Origin of the sequence: Niabella sp. (assembly GCF_030150205.1) — a bacterium.
Taxonomy (GTDB): domain Bacteria; phylum Bacteroidota; class Bacteroidia; order Chitinophagales; family Chitinophagaceae; genus Niabella.
The window spans coordinates 75975-88873 of the sequence record NZ_JASLGT010000004.1 but is presented as its reverse complement, the minus strand read 5'-3'; the positions used below and the strand labels follow the sequence as shown (position 1 = coordinate 88873).

Here is a 12899-nt window from a genome sequence, read left to right as displayed (position 1 = left end):
AGCTAATTATTTCTTAGCTTTTTTAGTTCCATATTTGGAGCGGCTCTGCTTACGGTCTTTTACACCGGCAGTATCCAGGCTTCCGCGTACGATATGGTAACGTACACCTGGTAAATCCTTCACACGACCACCTCTGATCAGTACGATCGAGTGCTCCTGCAGGTTATGCCCTTCACCCGGAATGTAAGCGATCACCTCTACCTTATTGGTTAAACGAACCTTCGCTACTTTACGCAGCGCAGAGTTTGGTTTTTTAGGCGTGGTAGTATAAACACGGGTACAAACACCACGACGCTGCGGACACTGATCCAACGCTCTGGATTTGCTCTTTGCCCTTATGATTTCTCTTCCTTTACGAACTAATTGATTAATAGTAGGCATTCTTTAATGCTTTAAATTTAGGACGGCAAAGGTAGCATTTGTTGATGAACTTACAAAAATAATTCTCATTTTTTCTGCTCCGCCCTTATTTTTTAAACCGGCTGCGGGAATACTGCTCATCATCCTTGTGTCACTCCCTTGTACTGCAGAATTACTAATCATCTGTTTTTCATCAAATTACAGGACGCCGGCTTGCAAAGTTAATACAATCGCTGTTTTGGTGGCAACACCGGCGCCTGCACGCGTTCCAATCATGATTGAACGCAGAAAGAAAAAGCACTTTTGTCAGAACCGGTACTTCAACGCTATATTACTTTCCAACTGATGTTTTTTAGAATAACCGCTTTTGTACATACCTACTTCGGGCTCCAGAACAAACTGATCTTTAAACCGAATGGCTTTTCCCACTTTAAACTGGTAACCTACATCTAGTGTATTAAAAGGCTTTGCAAACCCTTTAACCCTGTCATAAGACTGATTGCTCTCCATTTTTCCAGTCATGATGTTTAGCAACGGTCCCCCGGCCAGGTTTACAATCCTGGAAGTATACTTGTACAATACCGGCATCGAATAATAATTGTACCGCTCCCTGGACCAGAAATTCACTTTTTCCCCATCACTCATCATAAATCCATGGCTCTTCATCCGGTAAAAAGACCAGCGTACAGCCGTTTCCAAACTGCTATGCTTTGTAAATTTCCGTTCATATTCAAGTCCAACCTGTGGCCCCAACCCAAGTCCGGTCATCCAATGGCCACCCGTAATGATCCCTGCCATATGCTTGCGGTTATCCGTTTGAGCATCGGCATCAAAACAAATTAAATTAAATAGCAGGAACCCGGTTACATAAAAGTGTTTTTTCGTACATAAGCGTTTTGTGTTTAATACAGATCTCATAATTATTATCTATTTGGTGAATAATCAACAGCAGAAGCCAAAAATAGCCCGGGCTACGTTAGCAATAACCTAATGAAATCCAAAGGGTTTGTTATTTAACAAAAAACGGGCCCGGAGTTTAATCCCGGACCCGTTCCTTACCAAAAAATGGTTGGTTATACCTTTTCAAGCCATCCATAAGGATCGCCGTGCTTGTTTTCCTTATAATCCAGCAGGTATTTTTTCATCTCCGCAGAAACCGTCATGCTGTCCACATCAAATTCCATCACAAAATCTTTATACTTCAGCTCTTTTACATGCGAAATAGTAGCCGCCGTGCCACATCCGAATACTTCTTTTAAGTTACCGGCTTTATAGGCCTCGATCAGTTCATCAATAGACACCCGGCGTTCCTCTACCTTAAAGCCCTGGTCGCGGAACCGCTCCAGCAGGCTCAGGCGGGTAATACCGCTTAAAATAGTGCCATCGGTCAAATCGGGGGTCACCAATGTGTCTCCAATAATAAACATGATATTCATCGCACCCACTTCCTGTACATATTTGTGTTCCAGGGCGTCCATCCACAATACCTGGTCGTAGCCTTGCTTTTTAGCCTCTGCGGAAGACAGCAGGGAAGCCGCATAGTTACCACCGGTTTTTGCAAAACCGGTTCCACCGGGAGCCGCCCGGGTATATTTCTCCTCTACATAAATACGTGCCGGAGCAGAAAAATAAGAACCGGCAGGCCCTGTAATGATCAGGAACTTATAGGAAGACGATTCTTTTACCCCCAGTGTTTCTTCTGTGGCAAAAAGAAATGGCCGGATATAAAGCGACTCATCATAACCGGAAGGAATAAAATCCTTATCCAGTTCTACCAGTTGTTTCATTCCATCGATAAAAATTTCTTCCGGAACGGAGGGCATGGCCAGGCGTTCCGCAGAACGGTTCATGCGCTTCCAGTTCTCGTGCGGCCGGAAAATATGAATGTTCCCGTTTTCGTCTTTATGTGCTTTTTGTCCTTCAAATATTGTTTGAGAGTAATGGAGTACAGATAGGGCCGGTAGAAAGCCGAGCGACTGATAAGGGCGGATGTTAACATTTGTCCACTGACCATTCACATAATCCGCTTCCAGCATGTGGTCAGAAAAATACTTTCCAAAACCCAGATGGTTGAAATCCACCTGTTCCAGGTTGCTTTTACCGGTTTTCGTTACCGGTATACTCATTGCTTCCACCATAAAATATTATTTTTGATCCCGATACCTTTTCGGGAGTATAGCGAAGGTACGAACAGTGCTGTTAGGAAAAAAGTAAAACGTATGAGTCTGAACAAAATTGATCTGTCGCCGCAGTTGATCGCGCGATTGTATCCCAAATCCCTGTCGATAGATCCTGCAACCCAGGCCCCGCCTGCTGCACAGCCGGAACCCGTTGCCAATACCGGTGAAAATGCACCGGCCATGGCAGCTCCCGCCGAATGGAAATCGCTGGGCGGTAATAAAAAAAATATACTGGTGGTAGTGCAGTACCCGGAAGACCTGCACCTGCCCGATACCTCGTTTCAATTTCTTTCACAGTTGCTGAATGCCTGTAAGTTCACCCCCAATGATGTGGCCATCATCAACCGCCATAACTATCCCGGGTTGGACTATAAAGCCATTACGGAACATTTTCAAAGCACCCGGCTCTTATTGTTCGGTATTACGACTACCGGCTTTGGACTTCCCTTCGAAATTCCGCAATACCAGGTACAATCGTTTGCCGGGCTAACGGTGGTACATGCCCCTGCCCTGCATGCCCTCCAGGAAGATAAACCAGCAAAAACCCAGCTTTGGTCCAGTCTTAAAAAAATGTTCAATATATGATCGAACTCATTTTCGCCACAAACAATGATCATAAAGTGCGGGAGATCCGGCAGGCCTTACCCGATGGATTTTCCATTATCAGTTTACAGGAGGCCGGTATCTTGAAGGAAATACCGGAACCCCATGCTACCCTGGAAGCCAATGCCACTGAAAAATCAACCGTTATTTATGCGCTAACAGGAAAAAACTGCTTTAGCGAAGACAGTGGACTGGAAACGGAGGCCCTGGATGGTGCCCCGGGAGTGCGGAGCGCCCGTTTTGCCGACGGCGAGCCGGAATATGCTTCCAATACGGATAAATTACTCGCCCTATTAAAGGACAAGGAGCACCGGGAAGCCCGGTTTAAAACCGTTATTTCATTAATAATCAATGGTAAAGAGGAACTTTTTGAAGGTATTTGCGAAGGAACCATTGCGCAGGAGCCGCTGGGTACCGGTGGTTTTGGCTACGATCCTGTATTTATTCCTAATGGAAGCAGCAAAACATTTGGCCAGATGACCCTGGAAGAAAAACAGGAATTTAGCCACCGGAAGAAAGCAGTTAAAAAACTGGTGGTATATTTGACAAATCTTGCTGGTAAAAAAGGGTAAGTCTGCCGGCTGAAAAGGGTTCATTTGTTTCCCGTAACCCGCATACAGCCTGGCTAATGACCTACTTTTTAAAAAATTTAAAAATTTGAATACAGAAAGCAACCATATTATACCGGACAACGACTTAATAAAAGGATGTATTGACGGAGATCGAAGGATGCAGGAAGAACTATACCGGCGCTTTTCTCCCAAAATGTACGCTGTTTGCCTGCGTTATGCTTCCAATGCTGAAGAAGCACAGGATATATTGCAGGACGCGTTCATTAAGGTTTATAAAAAGCTGGATAGTTTTCGCGGTGACGGATCATTTGAGGGCTGGGTGCGCCGTATTTTTGTAAACACGGCCATTGAGCATTTCCGCAGAAAAAAATACCTGCAACCGGTAACAGAAAAGGAAGAGAATACTATTGAAGGGAAATATGTTTCCGTATTGGACGAACTAGCTGAAAAGGATATTTTACAACTGATCACGCAATTATCTCCCGGTTACCGGACCGTATTCAACATGTATGTGGTGGAAGGTTACTCCCACAAAGAGATCGGAGACATGTTGGGTATCAGCGAAGGAACCAGTAAATCGCAGCTTTCGCGCGCAAAAGCGATCCTGCAGGACCTGGTAAAAAAATACATTGAGAATAAAGACAAAATAGATACCGTAAGCAATGAACAGCCAACATAAATTATATGACTATCAGGTAGCGCCGCCGGCTGAGGCTTGGAAAAATATAGCAGGAGAACTGGATACCCTGCAGGCGTTAAAACCACTGGCACAACAATTACAGGCATTGGAAACACCTCCGCCTGCAGCTGCCTGGGGTAATATCCTGAATCACCTCGAAGAAGAGCATTCGTTCAGCAATGTTGCCGAAAGACTGAGAAGCCTGGAACTGGCGCCACCTGCTGCCATCTGGGATAAAATAGATGCAGCGTTGGATACAGTAAAACCCATTTCAACGTTGGCACCAGTACGGAAGGGTAATTTCAACTGGTCGAAGTATGCCGTAGCAGCCTGCATTGTAGGGTTACTGGGATTTGGTATTTTTCACATGGTTGAAAAATCCAATAAGGATACGGTAAGCATTATGGAAGATCTTTTTCATGAAAAAGGAGATTCTGCTGCTCCCCAAATGGCGTTGCAGGACGATCCTCATAGCAAACCGGTTATTAAACCGCATGCTGAAAACGGCAATAGTCTCGCCCTAAACGAAACACCTAAATCGTCACAGATAAAAACCGCAGCAGGTAATACTTATAAAACTACCCTGGAACGGAACAAGGCCATCCAGGGCCGGTATATTATGCTGATGACCGAAGATGGAAATGTAGTGCGGATGTCGAAAAAACTGGGCAATATGGCCGATTGCGTAGCGGGTGAAAACAGCGGCGAGGCCTGCAATTCCCAGATAGAACAATGGCAGAAGGAAATGGCCAAGGCCCCTGTGGCGGCCACCCCTGATAATTTTCTCGACCTCCTGGAGCTGGCTAAAACGGAAAATGCCGGATTATAAGTAATCCCCGAGTTTTTCCCCCTGTTATGCAATAAAATGATATTGAAAATCTTATCTCCGGATAAGATTTTTTTATGTGCAATAGGCATGGCTTTTACCATAACTAACATATACGCTCCGTATTCACAAGTTCTGCGTTGGCCGGCAATTACCTTGAAGAACAATAACTGTTTAAATTTGCAACACGAATCCATTTTATGGCAAGAATAAAGATCGCATTACCTGCAACATTCCCTTTTTCCTGCGCTATACAGGTAAGGGTTACAGATATTAACTATGGCGGGCATGCAGGCAATGATGCGCTGCTGGGAATGCTACACGAAGCCCGGGTTCAGTTCCTGAACCGGATGGGATATACCGAACTTTCAATGGAAGGTGTGGGACTGATTATGGCCGATGTAGCCATTGAGTTTAAACAGGAGGCATTTATGGGCGAAACGCTCATGGTATCTGTAGCCGCCGGCGACTTCCAGCGGGTGGGTTTTGATTTGTATTACCGGGTTGAAAAAGAGGTTGAAGGTAAAAAGATCGCGGTCCTATTTGCAAAAACAGGCATGGTTTGTTTTGACTATTCTCAACGTAAAATTGCTCCTATTCCAGGGTTGGCGTTGCAGAAACTGGAACAGCTGGCTGCCGGCAGCCGGTAACTACGGCTTCAGCGATGCCATTTACCAGTGTTGATCACAAAGAAAATGGCTGTACCAACGTTTATTGATACAGCCACGCACTATTTTAATACAACTGGCGGTACTTAAGCCGCAGCTTCTTCCTCTGCCTGATCGATTTCCACCACCAGGTTATCGATGATAAATTCCTGGCGATCCATGGTATTTTTACCCATATAATATTCCAGCAATTGCTGAATATGATCTCCCTGCTCCAATCGCATCAATTGCTTGCGCATATCGCCGGCAATAAACTGGGCAAATTCTTCAGGACTGATCTCTCCAAGGCCTTTGAAGCGGGTCACTTCCGGTTTACCGGACAACTTGCGTATTGCCGCTTTTTTTTCTGCTTCACTGTAGCAATAAATGGTTTCTTTTTTGTCGCGCACCCGGAACAGCGGCGTTTCCAGCACATATACTTTTTCCTGTTTTACCAGTTCGGGGAAAAACTGCAGGAAGAAGGTCATGATCAGCAGCCGGATGTGCATACCATCCACATCTGCATCCGTTGCAATAACGATATTATTGAACCGCAGCCCTTCCATACCCTCTTCAATATTCAGCGCATGCTGCAGGAGGTTGAACTCTTCATTTTCATATACCACTTTTTTTGTAAGCCCGAAACTGTTCAGCGGCTTTCCCCGCAAACTGAATACGGCCTGTGTTTCCACATTCCGGGCCTTGGTTATGGAACCGCTGGCGCTATCCCCCTCCGTAATAAAAATAGTGGTCTCGTTCTGTTTTGCTACAAACTCTTCCTTTCCTTTTGAAGGCACATCATCATTCAGGTGATAACGGCAATCGCGCAGCTTTTTATTATGCAGGTTGGCTTTTTTTGCGCGCTCGTTGGCCAGTTTTTTAATCCCTGCTAGGTCTTTCCGTTCCCGCTCGCTCTGCTCGATCCGCTTTTTAAGCGCTTCCGCTATTGAAGGGTTCTTGTGCAAAAAATTGTCCAGTTCCCGGGAAAGAAAATCCCCTATAAACTGTTTCATGCTGGGACCGTTAATATCCACATTTTGTGATCCAAGCTTGGTTTTGGTCTGACTTTCAAATACCGGTTCCACTACCCTAACGGCAACGGCTCCCACGATGGCCCCACGGATATCTGAGGCTTCATAGTCTTTTTTATAAAATTCGCGGATGGTTTTTACAAACGCTTCCCGGAAGGCCTGCTGATGCGTCCCCCCCTGCGTAGTGTGCTGACCATTTACAAAGCTGTACAGTTCTTCACCATAATCATTCCCGTGCGTAACGGCTATTTCAATATCCTCCCCTTTCAGATGGATGATCGGATAGCGGATCTCATCCTCGTTGGTCTTACGCTGCAACAGGTCCAGTAACCCATTGCGGCTCAGGTAGGTTTTGCCGTTAAAAACGATCTTCAAACCGGCATTCAGGAAACAATAGTTCCAGATCAGGTTTTCCAGGAACTCCGGATGAAATTTGAAATTTTTAAAAATGGTATCGTCCGGGATAAAGGTTACCATGGTTCCGTTACCCTCCCCGGTCTTTCCTTCCTTACTTTCTTTTATCAGGACACCGCGCTCAAATTCAGCAGTTTTGTCTTTACCGTCACGTACCGCAACCACTTTAAAATAATTGCTCAGTGCGTTTACCGCCTTGGTACCCACCCCGTTCAATCCAACGGACTTTTGGAAGGCCCTGCTGTCGTACTTGGCGCCGGTATTGATCTTGCTTACCACATCCACTACTTTTCCCAGGGGAATACCGCGTCCATAGTCCCGAACGGTAACGGTGTTATCTTTAATGGTTAACTCGATGGTTTTACCGTAGCCCATCATGTACTCGTCGATACAGTTGTCCATTACTTCCTTTACCAACACATAGATCCCGTCATCCGGACTACTACCGTCTCCTAATTTCCCGATATACATCCCCGGACGGAGGCGGATATGCTCTTTCCAGTCCAGGCTTTTGATACTATCCTCATCGTATGTTACTCCTGCCTTTGGTGCTGCCATTTCTTTTGCCATGAATCAAATCCTTTTTAAAATGCTGTATTTCAGTCCGGTTAATTGTACAGCCCGGAATGAAACGCTCAAATGTAAAAAGATTTTGGGAGATTGATGGCTGATTTTCCAAACAGGTTTTTTACCAGGTTTTTGAGGGACCGGGTGCAACCTTTTATTCCGGTAAACCACACCGGATGGCCGGCTTTATGCAACCAGGAATGAGCGCCGTAAGGAGCTCATCTTGTTTACAGCTTTTTGAGGGAACCGATACGTTGTCAACAAATCTGTTTGCTGTTGTTTTGTTGACAGCTTTTTTGTTTACATTTTTTTTGTACACAAATTTCTTGTAAACAACTTTTCACGGAATCTGTGTATTAATGCTGCTAAAATTTGAGTGAGAGCCTGCTCATTCCATCGTATTTATTATTTTCATATACCTTTGCTTTTATATATTACAAGTGTACCATTTTAAAATACCAAAATGATGAAAACAAGCTTTTTCATTCTGTTGCTGCTGCTAGCTTCCTGTAGTAAAAATGCCGATAAGACTCAACAAAATACGGTTCACCCCCCCGATAAAGAGCCTGTCACTGAAGAGTCTGCAACAATTCCGGGCGATTTTATAATAAAAAATTATTCCAGCGATGCCGTACAACTTTATCTCCGGGAACTGCAGCAAAATGTACAGCACAAAAACTATAACACTCCTGAAATTGATTCCCAACACCTTACATCTACGCTAAAACTGCTCCAGACCGTTTATGAATTAAATACGCCTGAAACAAAATATATTTTCAACACACGAAAAGTTCATGCGAGGCATTGCTTCAGTACAAGTTCTATCCTTTTAAAAGTAGACACGACCCAACCGGAAATTAAGCAGCTTGCAGCCCGAAAAATTCCCACCGGCAACAGGATGCTTGACAATATTCTCTCAAAATATCAGTTTGATTCCGTACGGCTGGTTTATGGATATCCACAGTTCAACTGGCTAACAATAAACACCACTCAATCGCTCAATACCATTCCCATTGTCGATGAGCTAAAACAGCTTCCTTTCATTTTAACCGCGGAACGAAATGGCGGATGTATCGATGGAGACGATATTGTGTTGGCCCGGGAACAGGATGCCGTAAAGATCATCTTCTCCGAAGGCGGCGGCGATTGCCCCGCAGGCTGTACTTTCCGAAAGTATTGGGATTTTCGGGTTAAAAATGGTGTTGCGGTTTATTTGGGCGCACACTAATCACCGTTTTGTGCATCAGCTACAAAAGGCTTCTGTTGATACGATCATTTGGAGCGCAACTGAATTTCTCCTTTGACCGGTTTTTCACCCCTGCCGGCATTTGGGCCTAAGAAGTAATTTTATTTTTCTCAGCAAAGGAATCAATAACGGCACCGATGGCTTTTACTTCTTCATCACTCAAATCGCCCCAGATCTGCTTCCAAAAGCCTTCGTCATTCCGGATCTGTGTAATTTCCTCCGATCCGGCCGTGCACTTATAAAAAGTAACCCCATCGGTTGTTTCCGCGGGTGTTACTTGTATTTGAGTCCGTTTGCCATCAATGGTTGCTTCGATCGAAAATGGTTTATTTCCCGTTTCCATAACATTTTTTTTAAATGATGAAAAAGCCGGGCGGTGCCGACAGGTATCTCTGAAAAACTACCAAGATCAGGCCAAAGAACCCTGCAGCCTGTTAAGATCCCTGCTCAAAAACGGTTCGTTTTCAGAATAAACGGATCGCATCATAAAATACTTCTGCCTTTTTATTAAGAAACCGGTACCTGAAAACCCGGTATCCCGCTCCTTTGAATAACAGCCCTTTCTGCAACGCCCTCCGGCTCGCCAAAACCCTGAAATATCCTTTTGAACCGGTTTTTCCGGCAATCTTTCCAGATGGCTCACAGATCCGGACGCCGGGAAGTCCGCGCCCCAGCGAATCACTGACCAGCCCATAAAAAACAATTTTCCCGGCCAGCGAATCATAAGCGGGTTCCGACCAGGAAACCGGGTAATTTTTAAGGTCCTCTTTTATCGGGCTCAATCCCATCGCCTTCCTGCGCGCATCCAGGTGCAGCAGGTCTTTCACGGGCCATAATATGGTATTGCCGGCATAATCGCCTCCCAGCTGGGTTCCATAAAGCTGAAACTGTTCCCGGAACATCTGCACCCGGTCATACAGGTAAGCCGCATATATTTTAGAGGCCTTCCCCTCCGAAGCCGCCTGATCCAATACGGGCAGGTATTTTTCGCGGGTAAGAGAATCTGCATGCTGAACAACAAGCCATAACGCTTTTGAAGCTGCCGGTGAAATCAGCCGCTGATCCGGCCATCCATATTGATCGATGATCCGGGAAACCTTTATGGTATTGAGCGAATCTGCCTTACGGATATACGCCCAGTAATGGTTTACGGTATCCGCGTTGGCGCCGTAGGTTGCCGCCAATATATTTAACGTATCCCGGGGCCCCTGATCCTTTTTTAATAATGCTTCTAACTCATTGGAAATCTGACCAAATGGAATTACCGCCTGACTTAGCATTCCCTTATAAAAAAAGAGACACAGGAAGCACCCAAACAATCGTATACGATACAGCCGCATGTTACCAGCAACAATGTTATCGTTTTAAAGTTCAGGCCCTGGTTTAAAATGGCTGTGGAACAACCAAATTTTCCTTTTAACCGCCGCCCATTGGCTGATTAAACCTGTGCATTTTAATGGTTGCGGTCAGCAAAACCGTTCCGGACTCTTCAAACAGGACTATTTTTTAACGGAATGTCCTACTTTCGGGTATCCCTGTTGCATCCTGCCAGGGTTTTCCGTCTTGAATAAGAAACTGTTTTGTATGAGTAAGATATATTTTCTGATTGCTCTGGGTATGATTATTTTATCGGGTTGTAAAAAAGACAAACCGGAACCACAGCCCTGTAAGAACTGCACCATCGCCTACAAACCGAATATATACCTCTATCCATTAAAGGAAACGGATATACAGGTGCAATTGAGCTTTCCCCTGGGTGGGTCGGTTATTGCATCCATCCCCGCCTACCATACCGGCTGGAATGTAAGGGTAGCACCCTCCGGGGAAATCGATGGGCAATACGATTATCTTTTCTATGAAAGCCAGCAACCCGATCACTGGCAGAAAAATGCCGGCCGGGTAGTATCGCGCGATAGCCTGCAACAATTTTTTGAGGCGGATATGGCAGCCAGCCAGTTTAAGCCCAATGAGATCCGCGATTTTATCGATTATTGGATTCCCCGGTTAAAAGACGCACCTTATTATGCGGTGTATCCACAGGAAAAACCAGTGATCGAAAAGCTGATCCAATTGCATTTTTCCAGGCAGCCGGATGCTGTTTTAAGATTATTCTACCTGGTAAAGGCGCTTGATAAGCCCATACAATTGCCTCCTTATCACAAACAGGAAACCGTTCGCAGAGAAGGATTTCATGTAGCGGAATGGGGCGTTATACTGGAATAATAAGGCAACTGACATATCGTTTGACCATGTACTTGTTCCGACCTTTATCGAATTATTCATCAGCGACTCAATTGCCCGCTGATCCCTGCAGATTGAAATGCAGCGCAGATTTTCGCAGATTCTTTTCTGTCTAGTTAGCAAGCAATCAGCGTTCGTCTGCGGGAAATTGCTGTCATAAAGAACATTTAAACAACTTGCTTATAAAACCAGGATTATTATGAAAAAATGGATGTTGTTTACTGGCGTACTACTGTTCTTCATGAGCTGTAAAAAAGACGGCTTCGATATCAATCATCCAAATGTTGCAACGTTTGTGCAGCAACTGAAAAACGGCACCTATAACCAATACGAGCTTAATGAAAAAGGCGAACGCCTATGGCTTCAGCGGCCAACGTTCCGGCAGGAACATATTGCGGCGCTCATTACATTATCGAAAGATACCACGCATATACAAAAATTTCCGATCAACCCCTGGTCTTCGCACAGCCCGTATCCGGAAGGCAGAAATTATTTTATTTTGGGTGAGTGTTTGTTATGGCTGGTGGATGGCGTACGGGGCGCCTCCTCGCTTGATCCTTACCTGGTCGATACGTCCAAAGAGGTGAACGAACGATATAAAGGCGTTACCACTACCGAAATACTGATGCTCAGCGACCGGTACCGCCAGTGGTGGAATGAACATAAAAATGGCGATTGGAAAACAAATGGCGCATTAACCGGTACTTCGTACATATGGCTATAATGCAACGGTGGACGGGCAGACCGGGTATTTTGAAGCAATGCTGTTTTCTTACACCAGGTCCCCCTATAATGTTCACAGATTTCCCAAATATTTACAGAATGCCTGGTTGTCTGAAAACCTGCGAGCGTTTCGCTGCGATCCCGCTTAAAAGACGACCGGTTAATGTTGCGAATGCTCCTATTCCATCCCAAAATTTCGGATATAAAAAAAGGGTATAAGTCGTCCTTACACCCTTTTCTTTATGCGATCAATTATTTTATCCTTCCGTCATGGTTACATGATCTTTATCGCTGTTTTCTGCCCAGCGCACCAGCACTTTCTGGGTTTCAAAAGAGTCGATGTACTTGCCCACATAGTCGGCCTGTATCGGAAACTCCCGGGTAAACCGGCGGTCGATCAATACACAAAGCTCCACTTTCTTTGGCCTTCCATAGTCCAGGAGGGCATCAAAAGCGGCTCGGGTGGTACGGCCTGTGTACAATACATCATCAATAAGGATTACATCTTTTCCTTCAATTGAAAACGGGATATCGGTTTCATTGGCGGCATGCAGCTCATTGCGCACATCGTCCCTGTAAAAGGTAATATCCAGTTTTCCGTAATCGATCGGCTGTCCTTTCGATATTTTTTGTACCTCCGCATAAATACGGTCCGATAAAAAAATGCCCCTCGGTTGCAAACCGATAATGACAATCTTTGAAAAATCTTCATGATTTTCCACGATCTGGTGGGCCAGCCGCCTGATCGTAATGGCGATCTCTTCTGCTTTTAAAATCAGTTTCAAGACTAAACGGTTTCAGGTTTAACGT

At 45.0% G+C, this 12899-nt stretch carries 15 protein-coding genes; 8 read left to right on the top strand and 7 right to left on the bottom strand.

What is annotated here, in order from left to right; all coding sequences use genetic code 11:
• Positions 1-6 precede the first annotated feature (6 nt).
• The 3 genes from rpsL to Q1V85_RS02940 all read right to left on the bottom strand — a co-directional run bounded on the left by rpsL (position 7) and on the right by Q1V85_RS02940 (position 2498).
• Positions 7-381, bottom strand: a complete 375-nt coding sequence (gene rpsL, locus Q1V85_RS02950; protein ID WP_026310044.1) for a 30S ribosomal protein S12 — start codon at positions 379-381, stop codon at positions 7-9.
• Between the two features lie 285 nt (positions 382-666).
• On the bottom strand, positions 667-1278 hold the full coding sequence (locus Q1V85_RS02945; protein WP_300597291.1) for a hypothetical protein: 612 nt from the start codon (positions 1276-1278) through the stop codon (positions 667-669).
• A 155-nt stretch (positions 1279-1433) separates the two neighbouring features.
• Positions 1434-2498 (bottom strand): branched-chain amino acid aminotransferase, encoded by a 1065-nt coding sequence (locus Q1V85_RS02940; protein WP_231008434.1) that lies wholly within the window; start codon positions 2496-2498, stop codon positions 1434-1436.
• A gap of 81 nt (positions 2499-2579) precedes the next feature.
• Here Q1V85_RS02940 and Q1V85_RS02935 point away from each other — a divergent pair, with 81 nt between their 5' ends.
• The 5 genes from Q1V85_RS02935 to Q1V85_RS02915 all read left to right on the top strand — a co-directional run bounded on the left by Q1V85_RS02935 (position 2580) and on the right by Q1V85_RS02915 (position 5870).
• Entirely contained in the window at positions 2580-3125 is a 546-nt protein-coding gene (locus tag Q1V85_RS02935; RefSeq protein ID WP_300597287.1) for a hypothetical protein, read from the top strand.
• Positions 3122-3715, top strand: a complete 594-nt coding sequence (gene rdgB, locus Q1V85_RS02930; protein WP_300597285.1) for an RdgB/HAM1 family non-canonical purine NTP pyrophosphatase — start codon at positions 3122-3124, stop codon at positions 3713-3715. The genes Q1V85_RS02935 and rdgB overlap by 4 nt, the downstream gene beginning before the upstream one ends.
• 85 nt (positions 3716-3800) lie before the next feature.
• Entirely contained in the window at positions 3801-4394 is a 594-nt protein-coding gene (locus Q1V85_RS02925) for an RNA polymerase sigma factor (RefSeq protein WP_235556017.1), read from the top strand.
• Entirely contained in the window at positions 4378-5223 is an 846-nt protein-coding gene (locus Q1V85_RS02920; RefSeq protein ID WP_300597281.1) for a hypothetical protein, read from the top strand. The genes Q1V85_RS02925 and Q1V85_RS02920 overlap by 17 nt, the downstream gene beginning before the upstream one ends.
• A 197-nt stretch (positions 5224-5420) precedes the next feature.
• Positions 5421-5870 carry a thioesterase family protein gene (locus Q1V85_RS02915; RefSeq protein WP_300597279.1) on the top strand — a complete coding sequence of 150 codons (450 nt, stop codon included), beginning with the start codon at positions 5421-5423 and terminating at the stop codon, positions 5868-5870.
• Positions 5871-5974: 104 nt separating this feature from the next.
• On the opposite strand, the gene Q1V85_RS02910 is transcribed toward Q1V85_RS02915, so the two are convergent.
• Entirely contained in the window at positions 5975-7882 is a 1908-nt protein-coding gene (locus Q1V85_RS02910; RefSeq protein WP_300597277.1) for a DNA topoisomerase IV subunit B, read from the bottom strand.
• Between the two features lie 460 nt (positions 7883-8342).
• Here Q1V85_RS02910 and Q1V85_RS02905 point away from each other — a divergent pair, with 460 nt between their 5' ends.
• Positions 8343-9107 carry a hypothetical protein gene (locus Q1V85_RS02905; protein WP_300597275.1) on the top strand — a complete coding sequence of 255 codons (765 nt, stop codon included), beginning with the start codon at positions 8343-8345 and terminating at the stop codon, positions 9105-9107.
• Positions 9108-9213: 106 nt separating this feature from the next.
• Here Q1V85_RS02905 and Q1V85_RS02900 read toward each other — a convergent pair whose 3' ends face one another.
• Together Q1V85_RS02900 and Q1V85_RS02895 are read right to left on the bottom strand one after the other, a co-directional pair.
• The gene (locus Q1V85_RS02900) at positions 9214-9468 is read right to left on the bottom strand and encodes a hypothetical protein (protein WP_300597273.1); all 255 of its coding nucleotides are present in this window, start codon (positions 9466-9468) and stop codon (positions 9214-9216) included.
• A gap of 121 nt (positions 9469-9589) precedes the next feature.
• Positions 9590-10405, bottom strand: coding sequence for a DUF6624 domain-containing protein (locus Q1V85_RS02895; RefSeq protein ID WP_300597271.1), 816 nt, complete (start codon positions 10403-10405; stop codon positions 9590-9592).
• A 304-nt stretch (positions 10406-10709) separates the two neighbouring features.
• Here Q1V85_RS02895 and Q1V85_RS02890 point away from each other — a divergent pair, with 304 nt between their 5' ends.
• Entirely contained in the window at positions 10710-11348 is a 639-nt protein-coding gene (locus tag Q1V85_RS02890; protein WP_300597269.1) for a hypothetical protein, read from the top strand.
• A 217-nt stretch (positions 11349-11565) separates the two neighbouring features.
• Positions 11566-12090 (top strand): DUF4943 family protein, encoded by a 525-nt coding sequence (locus Q1V85_RS02885; protein WP_300597267.1) that lies wholly within the window; start codon positions 11566-11568, stop codon positions 12088-12090.
• Positions 12091-12346: 256 nt separating this feature from the next.
• On the opposite strand, the gene pyrR is transcribed toward Q1V85_RS02885, so the two are convergent.
• Entirely contained in the window at positions 12347-12874 is a 528-nt protein-coding gene (gene pyrR, locus Q1V85_RS02880; protein ID WP_300597265.1) for a bifunctional pyr operon transcriptional regulator/uracil phosphoribosyltransferase PyrR, read from the bottom strand.
• Positions 12875-12899: the final 25 nt, after the last annotated feature.

Excerpts from the sequence above, each read along its gene's own strand:
- Q1V85_RS02890 (WP_300597269.1), top strand. The coding sequence starts at position 10,710 with ATGAGTAAGATATATTTTCTGATTGCTCTGGGTATGATTATTTTATCG.
- Q1V85_RS02900 (WP_300597273.1), bottom strand. The coding sequence starts at position 9,468 with ATGGAAACGGGAAATAAACCATTTTCGATCGAAGCAACCATTGATGGC.
- Q1V85_RS02940 (WP_231008434.1), bottom strand. The coding sequence starts at position 2,498 with ATGGTGGAAGCAATGAGTATACCGGTAACGAAAACCGGTAAAAGCAAC.
- Q1V85_RS02905 (WP_300597275.1), top strand. The coding sequence starts at position 8,343 with ATGATGAAAACAAGCTTTTTCATTCTGTTGCTGCTGCTAGCTTCCTGT.
- rdgB (WP_300597285.1), top strand. The coding sequence starts at position 3,122 with ATGATCGAACTCATTTTCGCCACAAACAATGATCATAAAGTGCGGGAG.
- Q1V85_RS02910 (WP_300597277.1), bottom strand. The coding sequence starts at position 7,882 with ATGGCAAAAGAAATGGCAGCACCAAAGGCAGGAGTAACATACGATGAG.
- Q1V85_RS02895 (WP_300597271.1), bottom strand. The coding sequence starts at position 10,405 with ATGCTAAGTCAGGCGGTAATTCCATTTGGTCAGATTTCCAATGAGTTA.
- Q1V85_RS02915 (WP_300597279.1), top strand. The coding sequence starts at position 5,421 with ATGGCAAGAATAAAGATCGCATTACCTGCAACATTCCCTTTTTCCTGC.
- Q1V85_RS02935 (WP_300597287.1), top strand. The coding sequence starts at position 2,580 with ATGAGTCTGAACAAAATTGATCTGTCGCCGCAGTTGATCGCGCGATTG.
- rpsL (WP_026310044.1), bottom strand. The coding sequence starts at position 381 with ATGCCTACTATTAATCAATTAGTTCGTAAAGGAAGAGAAATCATAAGG.
- Q1V85_RS02945 (WP_300597291.1), bottom strand. The coding sequence starts at position 1,278 with ATGAGATCTGTATTAAACACAAAACGCTTATGTACGAAAAAACACTTT.
- Q1V85_RS02885 (WP_300597267.1), top strand. The coding sequence starts at position 11,566 with ATGAAAAAATGGATGTTGTTTACTGGCGTACTACTGTTCTTCATGAGC.
- Q1V85_RS02920 (WP_300597281.1), top strand. The coding sequence starts at position 4,378 with ATGAACAGCCAACATAAATTATATGACTATCAGGTAGCGCCGCCGGCT.